Here is a 17432-nt window from a genome sequence, read left to right on the forward strand (position 1 = left end):
TCTTAATTTTTCAATAAAAAAAGAATTAAGAAGTACATATTTCACTAAAATAGTGATTAAGTGTTCTCCTTAATTCTATTACTCCAGCAGCCAATTTGTACTTTTTATATTGCTTCACCGCAAAGTGTGTCGGTTCTTTCTTTTCCAATGCTTCAAAGAGTCTATCAATCGGATTCATGTAGGTTTCATCATCTTCTCTTACCTCTGAAGCGTCTATCATATCAAGTAGTGTTGCAAAGTTCTTTTCTTCTCTTGGAGCTTCATACCAGATATATCCGATAAGTGCTGTATAGTAGAGTTTTTCAGCTTTCACCCAAAAATCCTCACCTGCTTTTTCTCCCTCGCCCTTCGTGTTTGCGATAATTGTCTGAACAAGCTTTAGAATATCTTTTTCAGAACGAATATATGCGAATGGATTGTACTTCATAGACTTTTTGAAGTTTATGGTATTTAGAATTTTAATCTCATAGCCATTATCTTCAAGCATCTTGCCACACTCAAGGACTATTGTTCCTTTAGGATCGGTTACACAATAGCTACTGTGCATTTGCATTAAGTTCGGTTTTACATAAAATCTTGTCTTTCCGGAGCCTGAACCACCTATAACCAAAACATTTTTATTTCTTGCATACTTTGGATTAGCTGGTCTGCCGTTCATAGTTAATCGTTCTGTTTGTGTAAGTAAGATATTGTTCTGGAACTTTTCATCCATATACGGTTCTATATCTTTTCTCGTTCCCCATCTTGCTGAACCATACTCTTTTCCCTGTCTGAACTTTTTTGCATTTTTGCCTTTGCTGTAGACAATGAATTTAATTAAAGCTGCTACTCCTGCACCAATTAAAATATCCGTAGGATGAATACTTGGAAGAAAGCTCATGGTGTTAAGCTCTAATATCCCTTGAAAGATTTTGTCTATTACATCGCCACCAGTATAAGCTCGTACATGGTGAGAGAAGATATTGCCAACATAGAAAAATGCAAGGTAGGGAATGTTCTGCTTTAGAAACTTTGCCTTATCCTGCACCTTAAACAAGCCTTTGATGTCCTTTAGTATTTTCTCTATCATAGGCTCTGCTCCTTTTGCTTGTTCTTGATTTTATCTTTAGAAACAGAATTTTTAGCCATCTCCTTAAACTTCTCAATGTTTTTATGAATAGATTCTTTCCTTTCCGTTTTCTTTTCTGATTCTGAAAGGGCGTGCTTAAATGCTTTGTCCATCACTTTCATATCTTTTGCTTGAAAGAACACTGAGTATTTACCTGATTCTTTATCTTTCATTACCGAAAACTTAACTCCATATCTGTTCAGTTCTTTTTTCAGTTCCTTCAATTCTGTTTCTTCTACTGGTATCTCTTCAAGCTGTCCCTTTTTAACCATATCTTTTAGTTTTACTTCATTCCCTTTACTCCCAACGAGCTTTTCAAGTCCACCGATTTTTTCTGATTCTTTCAGTAACTTCCTTATCAAATCCAAAAGTATCTTGCTTGTTACTTTGCCGGCTCTCACTTCCATGTTGAGCGTTTTTCTTGCAATTTCTTCATTGATCAAGTCCTTTCACCTCCGTTCAGTAATCTATCTTTATTGCGAGTTAGCTTATCTCTTTGAATAAACTTTCTGAAATCCTCGCCTACAACCATAACGGGAATACACATTTCAATAATTCTTGAATAGATTCTTTGATATTCAACACTGTCCTTGCAGTTTTGAATTGTGTCGTAGGAAAGATTTGTTGTGAAAATTGTTGGTTTCTGTTTTAAGTACCTGCTATTGACAATGTTATATACCTGCTCTTTAGCATAGCTTGTATCCCTTTCAATTCCCAAGTCATCTAAAATAAGAACGGAAGTATTTACAAGGGATTCAATATATGCGTTTTTATCAAAGTCAAAGCTGCTTTTTTGAAGTTCATTGATAATCTGTGCGAAATTTCTAATCTTAACACTTATTTGATACTGTTCAATAAGGCTATTTGCAATGGAGCAGGCAAGATAGGTCTTTCCGCTTCCTACAGAGCCATAAAAGAGAAGTCCGATATTTTCTTTTTTCATTTTCTCATAATCTTCTACAAAATTCTTTGCAATCATGAGGCTTTGATTTTCTTCTCCCTGATAATTTTCAAAGGTATATGACCACTCCCTCATGGAATTGAAGCAGGTTCTTTTTAACCTTTCAATTTCCATCTGTTTTTCTCTTCGTTTCTTTTGTTGCTCTATTTCTCTATCGCATTTACAAGCTACCCTTAATATCATTTTATTCCCGAAAAATTCCATTACATCACCGTCTTTTCTTTCGTGGCAGACTTTACAATAGGCGTGTCCATCTTTGATATACTCTTTTTCAGAATCATAGGCAAATTCTACATCCTCTATCATTATTTTTCCCAATTCTCTTTTCATAAATGTTCTCCTTTGTTATATTCTTCCCATGTCGGGACATTTGATGTTTTCGGCTGCTTGCTTTTGCCCTGATCTTTATAAAACCAAGAAAGGATCGTCGCTTTATGGTCTTTATAGATCTTTCCGGTACTCTTGATATATGCAGATAAGCGTTCAATGTAATTATCAAGCTGTGCATTTAGTTTGATTTGTAAATCAGAAATATCTTCATCAGTTAAAAATACATTTTGAAATGTTCCAAGTCCGTTTTCGCAAAAACTATATTCTCTCTTACTATACTTACTCTTATTATTCTCTATATAGTTAGAGTTAACATTTTTAACTTCCTGAAGTTCATTTTCTTTACTTCTGAGGTCAACATCTTTTACTTCTGAAGTAAAGTTTTTTGACTTCTGAAAGTCATTTCCTTTTGCTTGAAATACACTCATAAAGTCTTTTACATAAATGATATTAGGTTTTCCAAGTCCAAGCCTTACTCTTTCAATCAGTCCGATTCCTTTTTTACTGTCTAACTCATCCAATGTTTTTATGGCTGTTGGCTTTGAGATATTTCTTCTTCTCATAATTTCTTCGACGGTAAAATAGATAAATACTCTGCCTTCCTTGTCTATCCATTTATTTTTAAAGGACATTCCTGTACGCTTTAGAAGCATAGAGTATAGGATAATTGCTTCTGCCGATAACCCCTTAAATTCTTCTCCATCTACTAATATTTCAGGCACTTTCAAAAAGTTAAATCGCTCTGCTTCTCTGTTATAGAAATAGTCAAAGTCCATCGCTTCACCTCCTCTCTTAAAATTTGCAAAGAAAAAGACGATAGTTTTTCTATCGCCTTTGGTTACCATTTTGATGAAATTTTTTAAATTGATTTTATCTCTTCATTGATTCCCTGAAAGAATGCTATAACGGTTGCTCCAATCATCGGTACGCCGTATGGACTAACTAAAAATCCGATAATCAATGCTTCGATTCCGATGGTAACTTCTTTTTGTAAGAAAGATGCTATTGCTCCAAATATGCAAAACATCATCAGCAAATATAGCAGTGCCGTTCCTATTCCGAGTAAGAATGTCAGAAATGCAGTGAGAATACTAAGCAGGAAGCTGATTGGGAAAAAGATTATTTTTATTGTCCATCTCATAAAATATCTTCCCTTTCTATTCAATCATTTTGAAGTGTCTCAAGGCATCCATGATAGCTTCTTCTTTTTCAGGTGTACACTGTGGAATAATTTGTTTCTCCTTTTTAGACTTGTTGTAATGTTCTCGTAATTCTATTCCACATTTCCTTTTTATCTGTGCAATATATAATGTCGGAACTTTTAATTCAAATTTATTCCAAACATATTCTTTGATTTGAGCATATGTTGCCTTACTTTCAGCACTTGTCAAATCAAGCTCATCCAGCTCAATTTCAATATTTATATGCTTATCGACATCAAGTTTGGACAAAAGTGCTACCGTCTCCACATGAGATGTATAGGGAAATAAATCAAATATTTCTACTTTTTCTACTTTATATTTTTCTTTTAATATTTTTAAATCTCTTGCTAGTGTTGCGGGGTTGCATGATATATATACTATTTTTTCGTAGGAATTTTTATTTAGGTAGTCGACTAAATTTTTATTCATTCCTTTTCTGGGTGGATCTACTAGGATTTTATCCATTTTTATTTTTTCATCTTTTTGAATTTTTTCTAATATTTCTTCTGATTTTCCGCAAATAAATCTTGCTTGTAATTTATTCTTTTGTGCATTTATTCTTGCATCTTCTATTGCTTCTTCTACTATTTCTACTCCTAGAGTTTGTGCTTTTCTTGATGCTATTTCTAGGCTCAAGGTTCCTACACCTGAATATAGGTCGGCAATTTTTTCATTTTCTTTTACTTGTAAAAATTCCATGGCTTTATTATATAAGTTTTCAGCTTGCTCTCTATTTACTTGAAAAAAAGATGCGGGCGATAGTTTATAATAAAGCTTATTAATTTTTTCTTCTAAATATTCTTGTCCGTATAATAAATTAAATTCGTCTCCATAGTGGGCATTTGTTCTATTGTTTATGTTTTCGTATATTGAGACTACATTTGCATCTATTAAGTTGCCTAGTATTAGATTTAATTTGTTTATTTTTTCTTTTGAGGATATTATGAGCATAACTTGGTCTTTATAGTTAGTTCTAATGCCTAGGGTTTTTATTTTTTCTAGATTTTTAAATTTTGTTAGAATTTTGAGGGTTTTATTGGCATTGGTGCTTTGCATCAGGCAATGTTCTATTGGAACAATTTCTTTTGAGTTTTTCATATAAAGCCCAATCTTACCATTTTTTACTTGAAACTGCATATTGTTTCTGTAGTTAAAAGTTTTTTCTGATGAATTTACTTTTGAAACTTTTATGTCTAGTTCTGATATTCTTTGTAATTTGTTGTTGACTGATTGTTTTTTCCAATCTAGACTTTTTTCATACTTATAATTTAAAAAATCACATCCTCCACATTTGTTAAAATATTTGCATGGACTTTCTACCCTATCTTTGGATTTTTTTAAAATTTTTGTGACTCTTCCTTTGTAAAAGGATTTTTTGTCTTTTGTTATTGTGTATGAAACTTTATCTCCAATTACTCCTTTATCCAAAAATACGGGTATGTCGTCAAGTTTTGTCATACCCATACCCTTATAATCAAAATCAATAATTTGACCTATTAATTCTTTACTTTTCATTTTTTAAAACTATCTTTCTATCATATAAATCTATTAATCTTCTTTTATACAGGGCTCCTTGTGCTCTTTTGAATGCTGATTTTGACAATCCTGTTATTTCTTTTACTTCTTCAGGTGTTGATTTATCTCCAAGATAAAGTGTCCCACCATTATCTTTAAGCATTTTTAAAATTTGTTCAGCATCTACATTCATTTGCTTATAGGCTTTTTCCCTTAAGGTTAATGTTATAAATCCATTTGTTAATACTCTTGCTACTCTTGCTTGAACTTCATCGCCTATTACAAGTAGGCCTTTTACTTCTTCTTTTGGAATCATTCCATCATATTTGTCTTCAACTGCTACAAAATATCCAACTTTTCCTATGGCATATATGGTTCCTGTTACCATGTCATTTATCTGAAAATTTTCGTTGAGTTTTAGCTTATCTTTTATATTCATTGTTAGTGCAAGTCTTTGACTTCTATCATGGAATAGATATAACAAATATTTCTCTCCTACTTGCAACCTACCTTGAGTTTCACCAAAGGGTAGTAATATGTCTTTATCTATTCCAATGTCAACAAAATATCCATACTTTGACTTTTCAACTATCTTTAATTTCTTAAGATCGCCAACTTGTGCCAGTGGTTTTTTTGTTGTTGCACAAATGTCTTTATTGTGTCCGTTATAAATAAATACTTCTATAAATTCTCCCACTTTAGGATTTTTTACTTCTTCTTTTTTTATAAAAATTTCATTGTTTTCATTATCTAGCAAATAGCAACCATTTCCAGTGATCTTTTTTATTTTTAATTTTTGGATTTTACCTAATTCCATACTTTCTCCTCTATAATTTTTTTACCATAAAAAAATGTCTTATCATACAAATCATCAATTTGTCCGTAATCCACACTCATAAGATATTCTAAGCCATAATACATAAAGCTTGGATGTTTCATTAAATTTTTAAATATTATCTCTACCTTATTGTAGTTTCTCAAATCATAATATTTCGATAAAAGCATACCAAATTTTACTGATTCTTCTACTGTAGAATCTCTCATTAACAGTATAGATAAACCTAACAACTTATCTTCTGAAAATTCAATTTTCTGCATAAGATTTACTAAAAAAGGCCTTTGCGCTTCTAATGCTCTATTTTTTCTGAAAAAATCATCAAATTCTTCTAAGGCTGAATTTTGTCTACCATAAAAATCATCAAGAGCATTATTTAATTGTCTAGTTGATATAGATTTTATACTTTCTTTTTTTGTGATTATATTATACTCATAGCTTCCGTCTGACAAATTTAGATTTTTTAAAGCTTCAATATCAAAGTTAGTTTCAAGTATTTTTCTATATATTGACACTTTTTTCCTGTTAAATACATTAAATATTCTCATAACTATTTCTTATATTATATAGATATTAAGAGAAAAGAGTTCCCTTGGAACTCTCAATCTGAATTTTCATTGCTATCATTTTCATCAGAATCTTCTCCATCTCCTATAACTACAACTCTATCTTGTGGTATATAATATGATTTTGACAATGTTTCAGTTTTAACTATCTCATCATCTTTAACAATTTCCTTGTAAGTTACATAGGAATAGCCCTTTGAACCACTTTTTTTAACTTCAACTTCTCCATTTGGGATTTTGTCAGAATATTCTTTTACTATGTCTGGCTCTATAACTTCAAGTAGTTTTGGAACTATGTTTATTTTATAATCTCTGTCTTCACTGTTTCCGTAAACCATAAAAGATAAGTTTTCTCCATCAGCTTTTGAAGTAATATAAATATTATGATTTGTATTATTTTTAAATTTCAAATCTTTAGATCCGCTTGCAACCGCAGCGTCTGTACCTAATGGAACATAAGATATCGGTCTTGTGTGGTTTGACCTCTCAATAATTTCAAGATCCGCTCTTATCAATGCATTATATAGGGTTGTTGATACTTGGCAAATTCCTCCACCAATTCCCCTATCAAATTCTCCATTTACAATTACTCCTGCAGATTTAAAACCATTTTCTTCTGAAATATCTCCTATAGTTTTATTGAAGGAAATTTCCTTTCCAGGACTTAAAATCATATTTTTAAAAAATCTAGCCCCTAATTTAATATTTTTCTTTCTATTCTTTTCAGATTTTGAATAGTCAGTAGTAAACTCTCCAAGTTTTTTATCAATTCCTTCAAACATTTTAGATGAAACAGCAGGCTCTGTCTTATATAATGGAAGCTCAATATCCTTTCCACTTTTTAAACTATCCTTAATTAATTGCCTTATTTCTTCGGTTTCTAAATATCTTCCAGGAATTTCTTTAACAATAATACAATTTCCACTTTCATCAATTTGAATATTAGCATCTTTTGGTTTTAAATATACAATACTTGCAAGTTCATCTATAACATTATTGATCTTGTCATCATTGTAGTTTGCTTCTAAAGGAATATTTTTATGTAAAAAACCTCCCATTGATATTCTAAAGAAATTTGATAAGCCATTTTTTCCTCTTCCAAAAGCATAAGCCTCATTAATCGCTTTATCATAATCTAAAGTATAGCCAAATTCATTTAGAGGGTAATTTATATCTTTATCATCATATAAAAATTTTATTGATTTAGCATTAATATCACTTTGACTTTTTTCCTTTACTTTTAAAAGTGCCTCATCTTTACTAAGTTTAGAAACTTTTACACCATCAATACTTATACCTGAATATATAAGATCTGACTTTTTGCTATGATTATAATTAATTATTAAACTTAAAAAAATTAAAGCTATAAGGGCAAAAAATAAAAGATAAACATTATTTGATTTTTCTTTAAATTTTGAAAATAATACCTTGGTCTTTTTCATCAATTCTCCTTAAATACATACAATAATTTATAAGTGAATAAATCCCCATGTTTTAGACTTTTTGACTTACAAATATCTAAAAATCAAAAGACAAAAAGCATTTAGATATAGCATCCCTAATATATCTAAAAACTAAGTATCTCTTCTTTATTTTAAATTTTTATATACTAACAAGTCCTATAAAATTTCTCTATTTGTATTTAGAATTTCTACTGGAAAATTTCCTAATATAAATTTAATTTCACTTTCTATAACTTTATCAATTAATTTTGTATCATTAGAAACACAAGAGAAACCAATAATTGAACGGTTCCATTTATCATTATCTCCGACTTCAGCAATTGAAATATTAAATTTATTTTTGCTCTTATTAATTAAAGATTTTATTACAGACCTTTTTTCTTTTAATGAATTAACATCATATATAAAAATTTCCAAGCTACAAATTCCAATATTCATATGAAAATTATATCATAAATCGAAAGTTATATTATAAATTTATAAGAAAAAAATTCACTTTATCAGTTTTACTTATGGCATAAGCTATAGAAATTAAAAAGTCCACATCAATCAGTGGACTTTTCTAATAATTCTCTTAATTCTTTATTATAGCTTTGTCTTTTTTTATTTATTTCTTTTCTCTTGCTGTAGCCTTCAATTATAATTCTTTCTTCCTCAGTTTCAGCAACGATCTCTGGCATTGAACCAGGCTCAGCTTTTTTTGCCTTGAAGGTTAAAAAACACATTACAGCAAGTTCTTTTTGACCTGTCATAGCTTTTTCTACAAATATTTTTGTGAAAATTTCTATTGAAGTATTACCCACACCTGAAACCATGGATTCTGCTAATAGAAAATCCCCTTCATATAAAGGTCTTACAAATTGTATTGAATCAACAGAAATTGTAGCAACTGGTCCTCTTATATGTTTAATGGCACATTGACCTGATGAATGATCGCAAATATCTATAATTTTTGGCCCATACATTGTTCCTCCTGTGTTTAAATCTCCTGCCATTACTCCATATTGATATATTACTTTTGATTCTGATACTTTTTTCTTATTCATATAAATATTTTGCTACCTCCGCTCCTAATTTTGCATTATTTTTTACTAAAGCTATATTTGCTTCAAGAGATTTTCCTCCTGTTACTTCCACTACCTTTGATAATAAAAATGGTGTTGTTTCTTTGCCATGAATTCCTTTTTCTTTTGCTTCTTCTAATGCTTTTTCTATGGCTTTATTTATGGCTTTTTCATCCATTGATGCTTGTTCTGGAATTGGGTTTGTAAATAAGATTCCTGTTTTCAATCCTAAATTCCATTGAGTTCTAGCAATATCAGCTGCATCTTTTGCTTCGTCTATTTTATAATCTACCTTAAATCCACTGTGTCTTGTGAAAAATGCTGGCATCTCATCAGTCTTATAGGCAAAAACTGGTACTCCCTTTGTTTCTAGATATTCCAAAGTTAATCCAATGTCTAAAATTGATTTACAACCTGCACAGATTATCATAATATCATTTGCTGCAAGTTCTTCTAAATCTCTTGAAATGTCAAATGTTTCGCTTGCACCTCTGTGAACTCCACCTAGTCCACCTGTAACAAAAATCTTAATTCCAGCAAGTTTAGCAATAATTATTGTTGAAGCTACTGTTGTTGCTCCATTTAATCCTTGGCTAACTATATAAGCAAAATCTCTTCTTGAAGTCTTTATTACATCTTTTGAAGTAGATAAAAATTCCAATTCTTCTTCTGTCAAACCAACCTTAATTTTTCCGTTAATAATTGCTGTTGTTGCAGGAACTGCTCCACCCTTTCTTATAATATCTTCACATTCTTTTGCAGTTTGCAAATTTTTTGGGTAAGGCATACCGTGAGAAATTATTGTTGATTCAAGTGCAACAACAGGTTTATTATTTTCTAAAGCATCCTTAACTTCAGGACTAAATTCTACATATTTTTTTAAATTTTCTTTATCAAGCATTTTTTACTTCCTCCATTAGTTTCTCTAAATTATAATCATGTGGGCTTGCAGTCTTAGATTTTAAAACTATTCTTGAAGATGCCATAGCAAGATTTAAACATTCTTCGACTGATTCATCATTAAATAAACCATAAGAAAAACCTGCCATAAAAGCATCTCCAGCTCCAGAAGCATTTACTACATTTAACTTAATTGATTTCTTAAAAATTTTTTCTTTTTTAGAAAAATAGTAAGCTCCCTTTGAACCTAAGGTTATACATAAGGAATTAAGACCTTTATCTAATAATTCCTCAGCAATTTTTTCTATATCATCCTTTTCATCTGTCAAGGCTTTTGCCTCATATTCATTCACTTTTAAAAAGAAGATATATGGTAAATAATTTTTTAATTTTACAACTTTTTTTGTAGAAACCCCGTCTACCAAATATTTACTTGGAATATTTTTAAATAAATATCCCAATGCCTCTTCTTCTAAATTAGTATCAAGAATTGTTAATTTTGAAGAAGAAATGATATTTCTTTTACCTTGCAAAAAATCCTTATCTATTTTTTTTACAAGATCCATATCGCTTATGGCGAGTTCCATATCCTTAGAATCATCTAAGATTGCTAAGTAATGAGGGGTTGAACCACTAACTATCAAAATATTTGAAGTGTCTACATTTATAGATGAGAGTTCATTTTTTATAAAACTTCCGGAAGCATCAGTTCCCAAGACAGAAATAAAACTTGTTTTTATTCCAAGCCTTGCTAAATCAGCACAAATATTTCTGCCAACACCTCCAGAAGAATATTTTATATAACCCGGATTTGAATCTTTTCTAATAATTTTATTATAAGAAGAACCGACAATATCCATATTTGCTCCACCTACAACACTTATGTAGTCATCTTCTCTTAAAATATAAGTCCTACCTAAGATATATCCATTTTTTGCCAAATTATTTATATGAGTTGAAACTCCAGACCTTGTTATATTTAATTTCTCTGCAATTTCTCTCTGACTAATCTGTGGATTTTTTCTTAAGAGTGCCATTATTTCTCTTTCTCTCGGAGTCAAAATTACACCTCTAATCTTTTGACTAGATTATAATAAATTGATTATATTAAGTCAAGTATTTATATAAATAAATTTTATTTCTAAGTATAAGACATAAAAATTAAGTCTGCCCTTATTATACAATTAAAAGTAAAAATTTTTTATAAAAATACTGGAAATAATATTTTAAAATCCTATCAAGAATTGATATATGTTTATATTATTTCTTAGAATTTTATAAAGAAAAAAATAATCGCAATAAATGCGATTATAAAAATTTTTCCTGATTTAAATTTATTTCATCTTCTTCTATAGCTTTCTTGTAACAAGAACGGCATAAGGGTTCATATTCACCCTCTGCTCCAAGCAATAACCTATCATTTACATTAACTTTTCTGTGGCTGACCCAGGCATCTGTCCCACATCTTTTACAAACAGCGTGATGTTTATATAAATAATCAGCTTTTGGCATAAGCTCTTTGACTATTTCAAAAGAATGAGCAAGATAGTCCATATCCAAACCTGCAACTACAACAGTAACAGACATATCTAATATTTCTTCTATATTTTTTAAAATCTTTTCAGGTTTATCTTTTAAAAATTGTATCTCATCTATACCAATTACTTGAGGAGATTTTTCCAAAACTACCTTTAAAATATCGGAAGAATCCTCAACAGTAATTGCTGAAAAAGAGTTCTTATCATGGGAAACTATTTTTGATTCTGAAAATCTGCTATCAACTTTTGGCTTGAAAGCCATAGTTTTATAATTTGCAATAGAAAACCTGTTTAAATCTTTTTCTAATGAACTTGTTTTGCCTGAAAACATAGAACCCGTATGAAGAATTAGTCTTCCTTTATATTGATGCATATTTCCTCCGACTAAATTTCTTCTATTACTGCATTTTCTATAATTACATCTTCAAGTGGTTTATCCATATAATTTACTTCAAGACCAGAAATTTCATCTACAACATCAAGTCCTTGGAAAACTTGACCAAATACTGTGTGCTTTCCATCTAGCCACCAGGCACCGCCATTATTTTTATAAGCTTCAATCACATCTTCTGTAAATCCCCTAGATGCTCCTGCATCTTCCATTTGCCTTATTATGTCCTCTTGGCAACTTGGTACTTGAACTATAAAAAATTGTGAACCATTAGTATTAGGACCAGCATTTGCCATAGATAAAGCTCCTCTTATATTTCTAAAATTTATAGAAAATTCATCTTCAAAAGCCTTATTCCAAATACTTTTACCGCCACGACCTGTAGCTGTTGGATCTCCTCCTTGAATCATGAAATCTTTTATAACTCTATGAAAAATTGTTTTATCATAATATTTATTTTCAATAAGACCTATAAAATTTTCCACAGCCTTGGGAGCTGCTTGGGGAAAAAGTCTTATTTTTATTTGTCCATGATTGGTATTTAAAACTGCAATTTTTTCGCCTTTTTTTGGTTTTTCTAATTGTTCTAACATAATAACTCCTTACTTTCTTGATACATACTTTTCCATATTTATTGTAAATCCTTTAGTAACATTTCGCAAATAAATAAATATAATTGTTATGAAGGCTCCTTTTAAAATTGATGACAAAGACATAGAAAGCCATATACCTGATACCCCTAAAAATGGCATAAATATCAGTGCAAAAGGAATCCTTGCAAGATTTAAAACAACTGCATTTACAGCCGGATAATTTGTAAGTCCAAGTCCATTCATCATTCCAGTAGTTCCAATTTCTACAGGCATAAAATATTCAGAAAGTGCCATTATTCTAAGATAGACTACCCCAGCTAAAATTACATCTACATCTCCTGGAATAAAAAGTTGATATAACTGATAAGGGAAAATAAACATCAATAATGCTGAAAAAATCCCAACAAAGTTTATAATTAATAAACTTGCCTTTCTACCTTCTTTAATTCTATCAAAATTTCCAGCTCCATAATTTTGTCCAAAAAATGCTGCAAAAGCTGCAGAAAATCCATCACTTGTCATCCATGAAATTGATTCAATTTGAGAACCTATAGAATAGACAGCTATTGAAACTGCTCCATATGTTGCTATATATTTTGTTAAAATTACACCACATAAAGCTTGAACTGTTGATTGAATAGATGGTGGAAATCCTAATCTAAGATGGTCAGTAAAATATTTTATATCAATTTTTTTGAAATAATTTACCTTTGTAAATATTTCTTTAGCCTTAATACCCGAAAAAATATATAAAGAACTTGCTATTGCTTGGGCAAGAACTGTTGCCATTGCAGCTCCTGCAATGCCCATATGCGGAAAGGGTCCGAATCCAAATATTAATATAGGGTCAAATAATAAATTAAATAAAAGTGCAATTATTGAAATTGAGAAGGGTGTAATGGAATTTCCCCTTGCCAAAAATACAGCAGAAAATGAAGGATTTAAAAATGTAAAAATCAGTCCTGCTGAAACTATTGTAAAATAAATAAGGGTTAAATTTTCAACTTCTTTTTCTAAATTATAATATCCGATTATCTTATTTCTGAAAGTCAAATAAAAAAATGTTAAAAGAAAGCAAAAAAATAAATTAACCCAAAATCCACTAATCATTACTTTCTGTGCTTCTTCATGATCATTTCTGCCATAAGCCTGAGATAAACCTACAGAAAGTCCTGTATGAGCAATAAGTGTTATAGCCTGGGCTATCCATACAAAAAAGGAGCAGGTTCCCACTGCTGCTACTGCTCCTGTTGAAAGTCTTCCCAACCACATTAAATCTACTAAAGAGTAACACATTTGCACAAAAGCAGTCCCCATCAAAGGTAAGGATAATTTTAGTAAACTTCTAAAGATATTGCCCTCTAATAAATCTAAACTTTTTTTCATATTACTCCTATATTGCGTATGCGTCAAATATTCCTATAAAATGTGCCACAGAAGCAGCTAATACAAATAGATGCCAAATGGCGTGGTTATATGGAATCTTCCTGTCCATGTAAAAAATTGTTCCTAATGAATATAATACACCACCTATAAGCAAAAAAACAATAAACTTATAAGATGTTGTAAGTATAATTTGTTTTATAAATAAGATGCTTAACCATCCTAATACAAGATAAATTATAGTTGAAAGCTTTTTAAACTTTGTAAATTTTCCATTGATAAAAAGTTTAAACAAAACTCCAATTACTGACAATCCCCAAATTAATGAAATCAAAACTATTCTTTTACTTCCGCTAAAGGAATTTAAAATAATTGGTGTATAAGTTCCCGCTATAAGTAAATAAATTGACAAATGGTCAAATACTCTAAGAACTGTTTTTGCTTTTTCAAAGGGTATTGAATGGTAGAGTGCCGAAAATAAATAAAGTAAAATTATGCAGGCTCCATAAATTGAAAATCCAACAATTTGAAGCGTACTATGATTTTTTACTCCAAAAATAATTAAGACTACAAGTCCTACAATTCCCGCCACAAATCCTAACCAGTGACTAATAGCATTAAAAAGTTCTTCTTTAAATGAATATTTAACCCTGTCAACCATTTTTAGCAATCTCCTTGATCTGTAATAATTATTGGTCCATCTTTAGTTATAGCCAATTGATGTTCATATTGAGCTGATAAAGAACCATCTTTAGTTCTTGCTGTCCAACCATTCTTATCTATTGTTATTTCTTTTTTACCTTGATTAATCATTGGTTCAATTGTAAATACCATTCCTTCACGAATTCTAAGACCGTGTCCAGCCTTTCCATAGTGAAGAACTTGGGGATCTTCGTGCATTTCTCTTCCTATGCCGTGACCAACAAATTCTCTAACAACTGAATAGCCATTTTTTTCTGCGTGTTCTTGAATGACAGCTCCAATATCTCCAAGTCTATTTCCTATTCTTGCAAGTTCAATTCCCTTATACATACATTCTTTAGTTACTCTAAGAAGTCTTTTGGCTTCATCAGAAACTTCTCCAACTTCATAGGACCAGCCTGAATCTGCAAGCCAACCATCTACATTTACAACTAAGTCTACATTTAATATATCTCCAGATTTTAAAGCATATTCTGATGGAAAACCGTGACAAACTTCATCATTAACTGATGTGCAAACACTGTATGGATATCCTTCGTATCCTTTTTCTTCTGGACTTGCTCCATGTTCGTATAAATAATTTTCAACGAATCTATCTATTTCAATAGTTTTAACACCTGGTTTAATGAAATTTCTAAGTTCATGATGAACATTTGCAAGAACTTTTCCTGCTACAATCATCTTTTCAATTTCTTCTTTTGTTTTTATAATTACCATTTAATCACCTCAACTAAATTTTTTAAATCTAAATCTTCTTTTGCCCAATCATAGGCATCACGATTTAATTTTATGGCTGTCTTCAATTCCTCTAATGCAAGGTCTTTTTTGCCTAAATTTTTATAGGAACAAGCCAAATTATAATGTAAATTTACTGAATTAGGAAAATCAGAAAGTCCAACAAGTAAAATACTTACTGCTTTTTTATAGTCTTCTCTTTCAATATAAAGAGCAGACATATTTAAAAATAAATAAGGACTTTGAAACTCTCCTACTGCTTTTTTATAATAATTCAAAGCTTCATCATTGTTTCCTAGGGCCTTATAAATAACTCCCATATTAAAAAGTCCTTCCCCAAATCCCGGTTTTATATTAAGAGATTTTTTAACATATTTTAAAGCTTTTTCATATTCTTTTTTTGACTCATATATTGCACCTATTATATTGTAGCTGTTATAGTCATAGGAATCAATTTCTATACATTTTTTTAAGCACTCTATAGCTTCATCTTTTCTATCCAATTTATCATAGATAAGAGCTAAATAAAAATATGCCCTATCGTAATTTTTGTCAATTTCTATAGCCCTTTTATAGTATTCTATAGAAAAATTATAATCACCCTTCAAAAAATCATTAGAAATAGCAAGTCCATAACAAGCCCCAGCCTCATCATTTTTTAAGTCAAGAATTTCTTTAAAGTTATTAAAAGCGTCTTGGTAATTTTTTAAGAGCAAATTTATATCTGCTATTTCATACATAGCATCAATTCTCTCTTTATCACTTTCGCTATTTGAAAGTGCTTTTATAAATGCATTTTTAGCTTTAGAATATTCTTCCTTATATAAAAATTCATTAGCTATAATAATATAATTATAATATTTATTAGAATTAATCATGTTTTGTTATGGTAACTGCAAGTTCAAGACCTTTTATAGGATTTAAAGATTTCCTATAAAGATTTGCCCATTGCAAATTACTTCTTAAATATTCCTCACTTTCTATTCTAATTCTATCATTTTTATACTCAATTCCAATATTAAAATTAAAATTCATTTTTAAATTATCTTTAATAAACTGAAGAAAATATTTACTTGCCCTATCCGCATCTTTAATCACTTTGCAAGTATAAAAAATCCCCTTATTATCACAACTTATAATATAATAGTTTTTATTAAGTAATGAAACTTTCTTTTTGATATTTCCCAGCATATTATTTTCCTCTAGATAATCCAAGGAAGAAAACAAGGCATAATATTTAATATCCCTGAGCTGGTCTTGTAATGCAAGGTAAATATTTTCAAAATCATATGACCTATTCTCTAAATTTATTCCCTTAAGAGCAAGAAAATACGAATCAAATCCAGGACTTATAGTGTTTAGATAAAAAATATTTTTATTATGGTTTCTTGAAGCTTTAAAAAAATATTCTTTTGACCTTAAACTTTTAGGTCTACTAATTATAAAAATATTTTCTCTTGTTTCATTTTTGAAAAAATCTTCTATCTTTTCAATTGGATCTGAGTTATCAGAAAAAAACATATCTGTGGATATAATATTTTCATTCTCATTAATATTTTTATCAATAATATAAATACCCTTATTCATAGGTATCTTCCTTCACCAAAAACCCACCTGAATCAACAACTTTTTTTACCATTAATTTTGAAGCTAAGGCAACTGAAGCTAAATGTGTAATAATCCTTGATTTTTCAACATTTTTTATACAGAGATCTATTGGATCTTTTTCAGTTGGCATTTCCTTAAAAATTAAATTTATCCCATCTTCAAATTCTTGGCAGAATGTATTATATGCCAATTCCATTGTTCCAGAATTTTGAACTTGGAAAAACATACCTTTGCAAACATCAGGTATCTCCATAATCTGTTTTAGTAAAGTTATTGCTATCAACTTAGCTAAGGCTTCTTTATTGTATTTTTTATTATTAGGCCTTGGTATCATTTTATTTTTTACATAATTATTTAACATTGATTTTGTAACAAAATCTTCACCAAATATGTTAAGGAAAAATAATTCCTTCTTAATAAAATCCACAACTTGCGTTGCATATAAATCAAAATCAGGAAGTTCATCCCATCTTGATATATGGATATTTTCTAAAGATTTTGCGTAATCTAATATTGCTTCATTAATCATAAATTGTAT

General features: G+C 30.0%; 21 protein-coding genes. All 21 read right to left on the reverse strand.

Annotation, left to right across the window (positions count from 1 at the left end; all coding sequences use genetic code 11):
* Positions 1 to 25: 25 nt before the first annotated feature.
* Entirely contained in the window at positions 26 to 1069 is a 1044-nt protein-coding gene (locus tag F594_RS09215) for a VirD4-like conjugal transfer protein, CD1115 family (RefSeq protein ID WP_000570499.1), read from the reverse strand.
* On the reverse strand, positions 1066 to 1551 hold the full coding sequence (locus tag F594_RS0105040; protein ID WP_000606570.1) for a PcfB family protein: 486 nt from the start codon (positions 1549 to 1551) through the stop codon (positions 1066 to 1068). Before F594_RS0105040 ends, F594_RS09215 begins: the two co-directional genes overlap by 4 nt.
* Positions 1548 to 2399 carry an ATP-binding protein gene (locus tag F594_RS0105045; RefSeq protein WP_000817919.1) on the reverse strand — a complete coding sequence of 284 codons (852 nt, stop codon included), beginning with the start codon at positions 2397 to 2399 and terminating at the stop codon, positions 1548 to 1550. The genes F594_RS0105040 and F594_RS0105045 overlap by 4 nt, the downstream gene beginning before the upstream one ends.
* Entirely contained in the window at positions 2396 to 3175 is a 780-nt protein-coding gene (locus F594_RS0105050) for a replication initiator protein A (protein ID WP_010247004.1), read from the reverse strand. The genes F594_RS0105045 and F594_RS0105050 overlap by 4 nt, the downstream gene beginning before the upstream one ends.
* A gap of 83 nt (positions 3176 to 3258) precedes the next feature.
* On the reverse strand, positions 3259 to 3540 hold the full coding sequence (locus tag F594_RS0105055) for a CD1845 family protein (protein ID WP_001267686.1): 282 nt from the start codon (positions 3538 to 3540) through the stop codon (positions 3259 to 3261).
* 16 nt (positions 3541 to 3556) lie between these two features.
* On the reverse strand, positions 3557 to 5116 hold the full coding sequence (rlmD, locus tag F594_RS0105060) for a 23S rRNA (uracil(1939)-C(5))-methyltransferase RlmD (RefSeq protein ID WP_019034769.1): 1560 nt from the start codon (positions 5114 to 5116) through the stop codon (positions 3557 to 3559).
* Positions 5106 to 5933 carry a CvfB family protein gene (locus F594_RS0105065; protein ID WP_009346311.1) on the reverse strand — a complete coding sequence of 276 codons (828 nt, stop codon included), beginning with the start codon at positions 5931 to 5933 and terminating at the stop codon, positions 5106 to 5108. The genes rlmD and F594_RS0105065 overlap by 11 nt, the downstream gene beginning before the upstream one ends.
* A complete protein-coding gene (locus tag F594_RS0105070; protein ID WP_019034770.1) occupies positions 5924 to 6499 on the reverse strand; it encodes a hypothetical protein in 576 nt (191 codons plus the stop codon). Before F594_RS0105070 ends, F594_RS0105065 begins: the two co-directional genes overlap by 10 nt.
* Positions 6500 to 6552: 53 nt before the next feature.
* Positions 6553 to 7959 carry a VanW family protein gene (locus tag F594_RS0105075; RefSeq protein WP_019034771.1) on the reverse strand — a complete coding sequence of 469 codons (1407 nt, stop codon included), beginning with the start codon at positions 7957 to 7959 and terminating at the stop codon, positions 6553 to 6555.
* A gap of 177 nt (positions 7960 to 8136) precedes the next feature.
* Positions 8137 to 8418, reverse strand: a complete 282-nt coding sequence (locus F594_RS0105080; protein ID WP_026302306.1) for a DUF503 domain-containing protein — start codon at positions 8416 to 8418, stop codon at positions 8137 to 8139.
* A 107-nt stretch (positions 8419 to 8525) separates the two neighbouring features.
* Positions 8526 to 9026 carry an acyl-CoA thioesterase gene (locus F594_RS0105085; protein WP_009346313.1) on the reverse strand — a complete coding sequence of 167 codons (501 nt, stop codon included), beginning with the start codon at positions 9024 to 9026 and terminating at the stop codon, positions 8526 to 8528.
* The gene (locus F594_RS0105090) at positions 9019 to 9945 is read right to left on the reverse strand and encodes a pseudouridine-5'-phosphate glycosidase (protein ID WP_009346320.1); all 927 of its coding nucleotides are present in this window, start codon (positions 9943 to 9945) and stop codon (positions 9019 to 9021) included. Before F594_RS0105090 ends, F594_RS0105085 begins: the two co-directional genes overlap by 8 nt.
* Positions 9938 to 11005, reverse strand: coding sequence for a carbohydrate kinase (locus tag F594_RS0105095; protein WP_019034773.1), 1068 nt, complete (start codon positions 11003 to 11005; stop codon positions 9938 to 9940). Before F594_RS0105095 ends, F594_RS0105090 begins: the two co-directional genes overlap by 8 nt.
* Before the next feature lie 247 nt (positions 11006 to 11252).
* Entirely contained in the window at positions 11253 to 11855 is a 603-nt protein-coding gene (locus F594_RS0105100; RefSeq protein ID WP_009346276.1) for a thymidine kinase, read from the reverse strand.
* 11 nt (positions 11856 to 11866) lie between these two features.
* On the reverse strand, positions 11867 to 12466 hold the full coding sequence (locus tag F594_RS0105105; protein WP_019034774.1) for a peptidylprolyl isomerase: 600 nt from the start codon (positions 12464 to 12466) through the stop codon (positions 11867 to 11869).
* A gap of 9 nt (positions 12467 to 12475) precedes the next feature.
* Positions 12476 to 13852, reverse strand: a complete 1377-nt coding sequence (locus F594_RS0105110) for an MATE family efflux transporter (protein ID WP_019034775.1) — start codon at positions 13850 to 13852, stop codon at positions 12476 to 12478.
* Between the two features lie 7 nt (positions 13853 to 13859).
* Positions 13860 to 14510: a PAQR family membrane homeostasis protein TrhA gene (gene trhA / locus F594_RS0105115; RefSeq protein ID WP_019034776.1), complete on the reverse strand. Its 651-nt coding sequence runs from the start codon at positions 14508 to 14510 to the stop codon at positions 13860 to 13862.
* A gap of 2 nt (positions 14511 to 14512) precedes the next feature.
* Complete coding sequence (gene map / locus F594_RS0105120; RefSeq protein WP_009346330.1) at positions 14513 to 15268, reverse strand: type I methionyl aminopeptidase; 756 nt, start codon at positions 15266 to 15268, stop codon at positions 14513 to 14515.
* The gene (locus F594_RS0105125; RefSeq protein ID WP_019034777.1) at positions 15262 to 16164 is read right to left on the reverse strand and encodes a tetratricopeptide repeat protein; all 903 of its coding nucleotides are present in this window, start codon (positions 16162 to 16164) and stop codon (positions 15262 to 15264) included. The genes map and F594_RS0105125 overlap by 7 nt, the downstream gene beginning before the upstream one ends.
* Complete coding sequence (locus F594_RS0105130; protein WP_019034778.1) at positions 16157 to 16873, reverse strand: hypothetical protein; 717 nt, start codon at positions 16871 to 16873, stop codon at positions 16157 to 16159. The genes F594_RS0105125 and F594_RS0105130 overlap by 8 nt, the downstream gene beginning before the upstream one ends.
* Positions 16866 to 17423: a DUF1836 domain-containing protein gene (locus F594_RS0105135; protein WP_004824920.1), complete on the reverse strand. Its 558-nt coding sequence runs from the start codon at positions 17421 to 17423 to the stop codon at positions 16866 to 16868. Before F594_RS0105135 ends, F594_RS0105130 begins: the two co-directional genes overlap by 8 nt.
* Positions 17424 to 17432: the final 9 nt, after the last annotated feature.

Origin of the sequence: Peptoniphilus lacrimalis DSM 7455 (assembly GCF_000378725.1) — a bacterium.
GTDB classification, from domain to species: domain Bacteria; phylum Bacillota; class Clostridia; order Tissierellales; family Peptoniphilaceae; genus Peptoniphilus_A; species Peptoniphilus_A lacrimalis.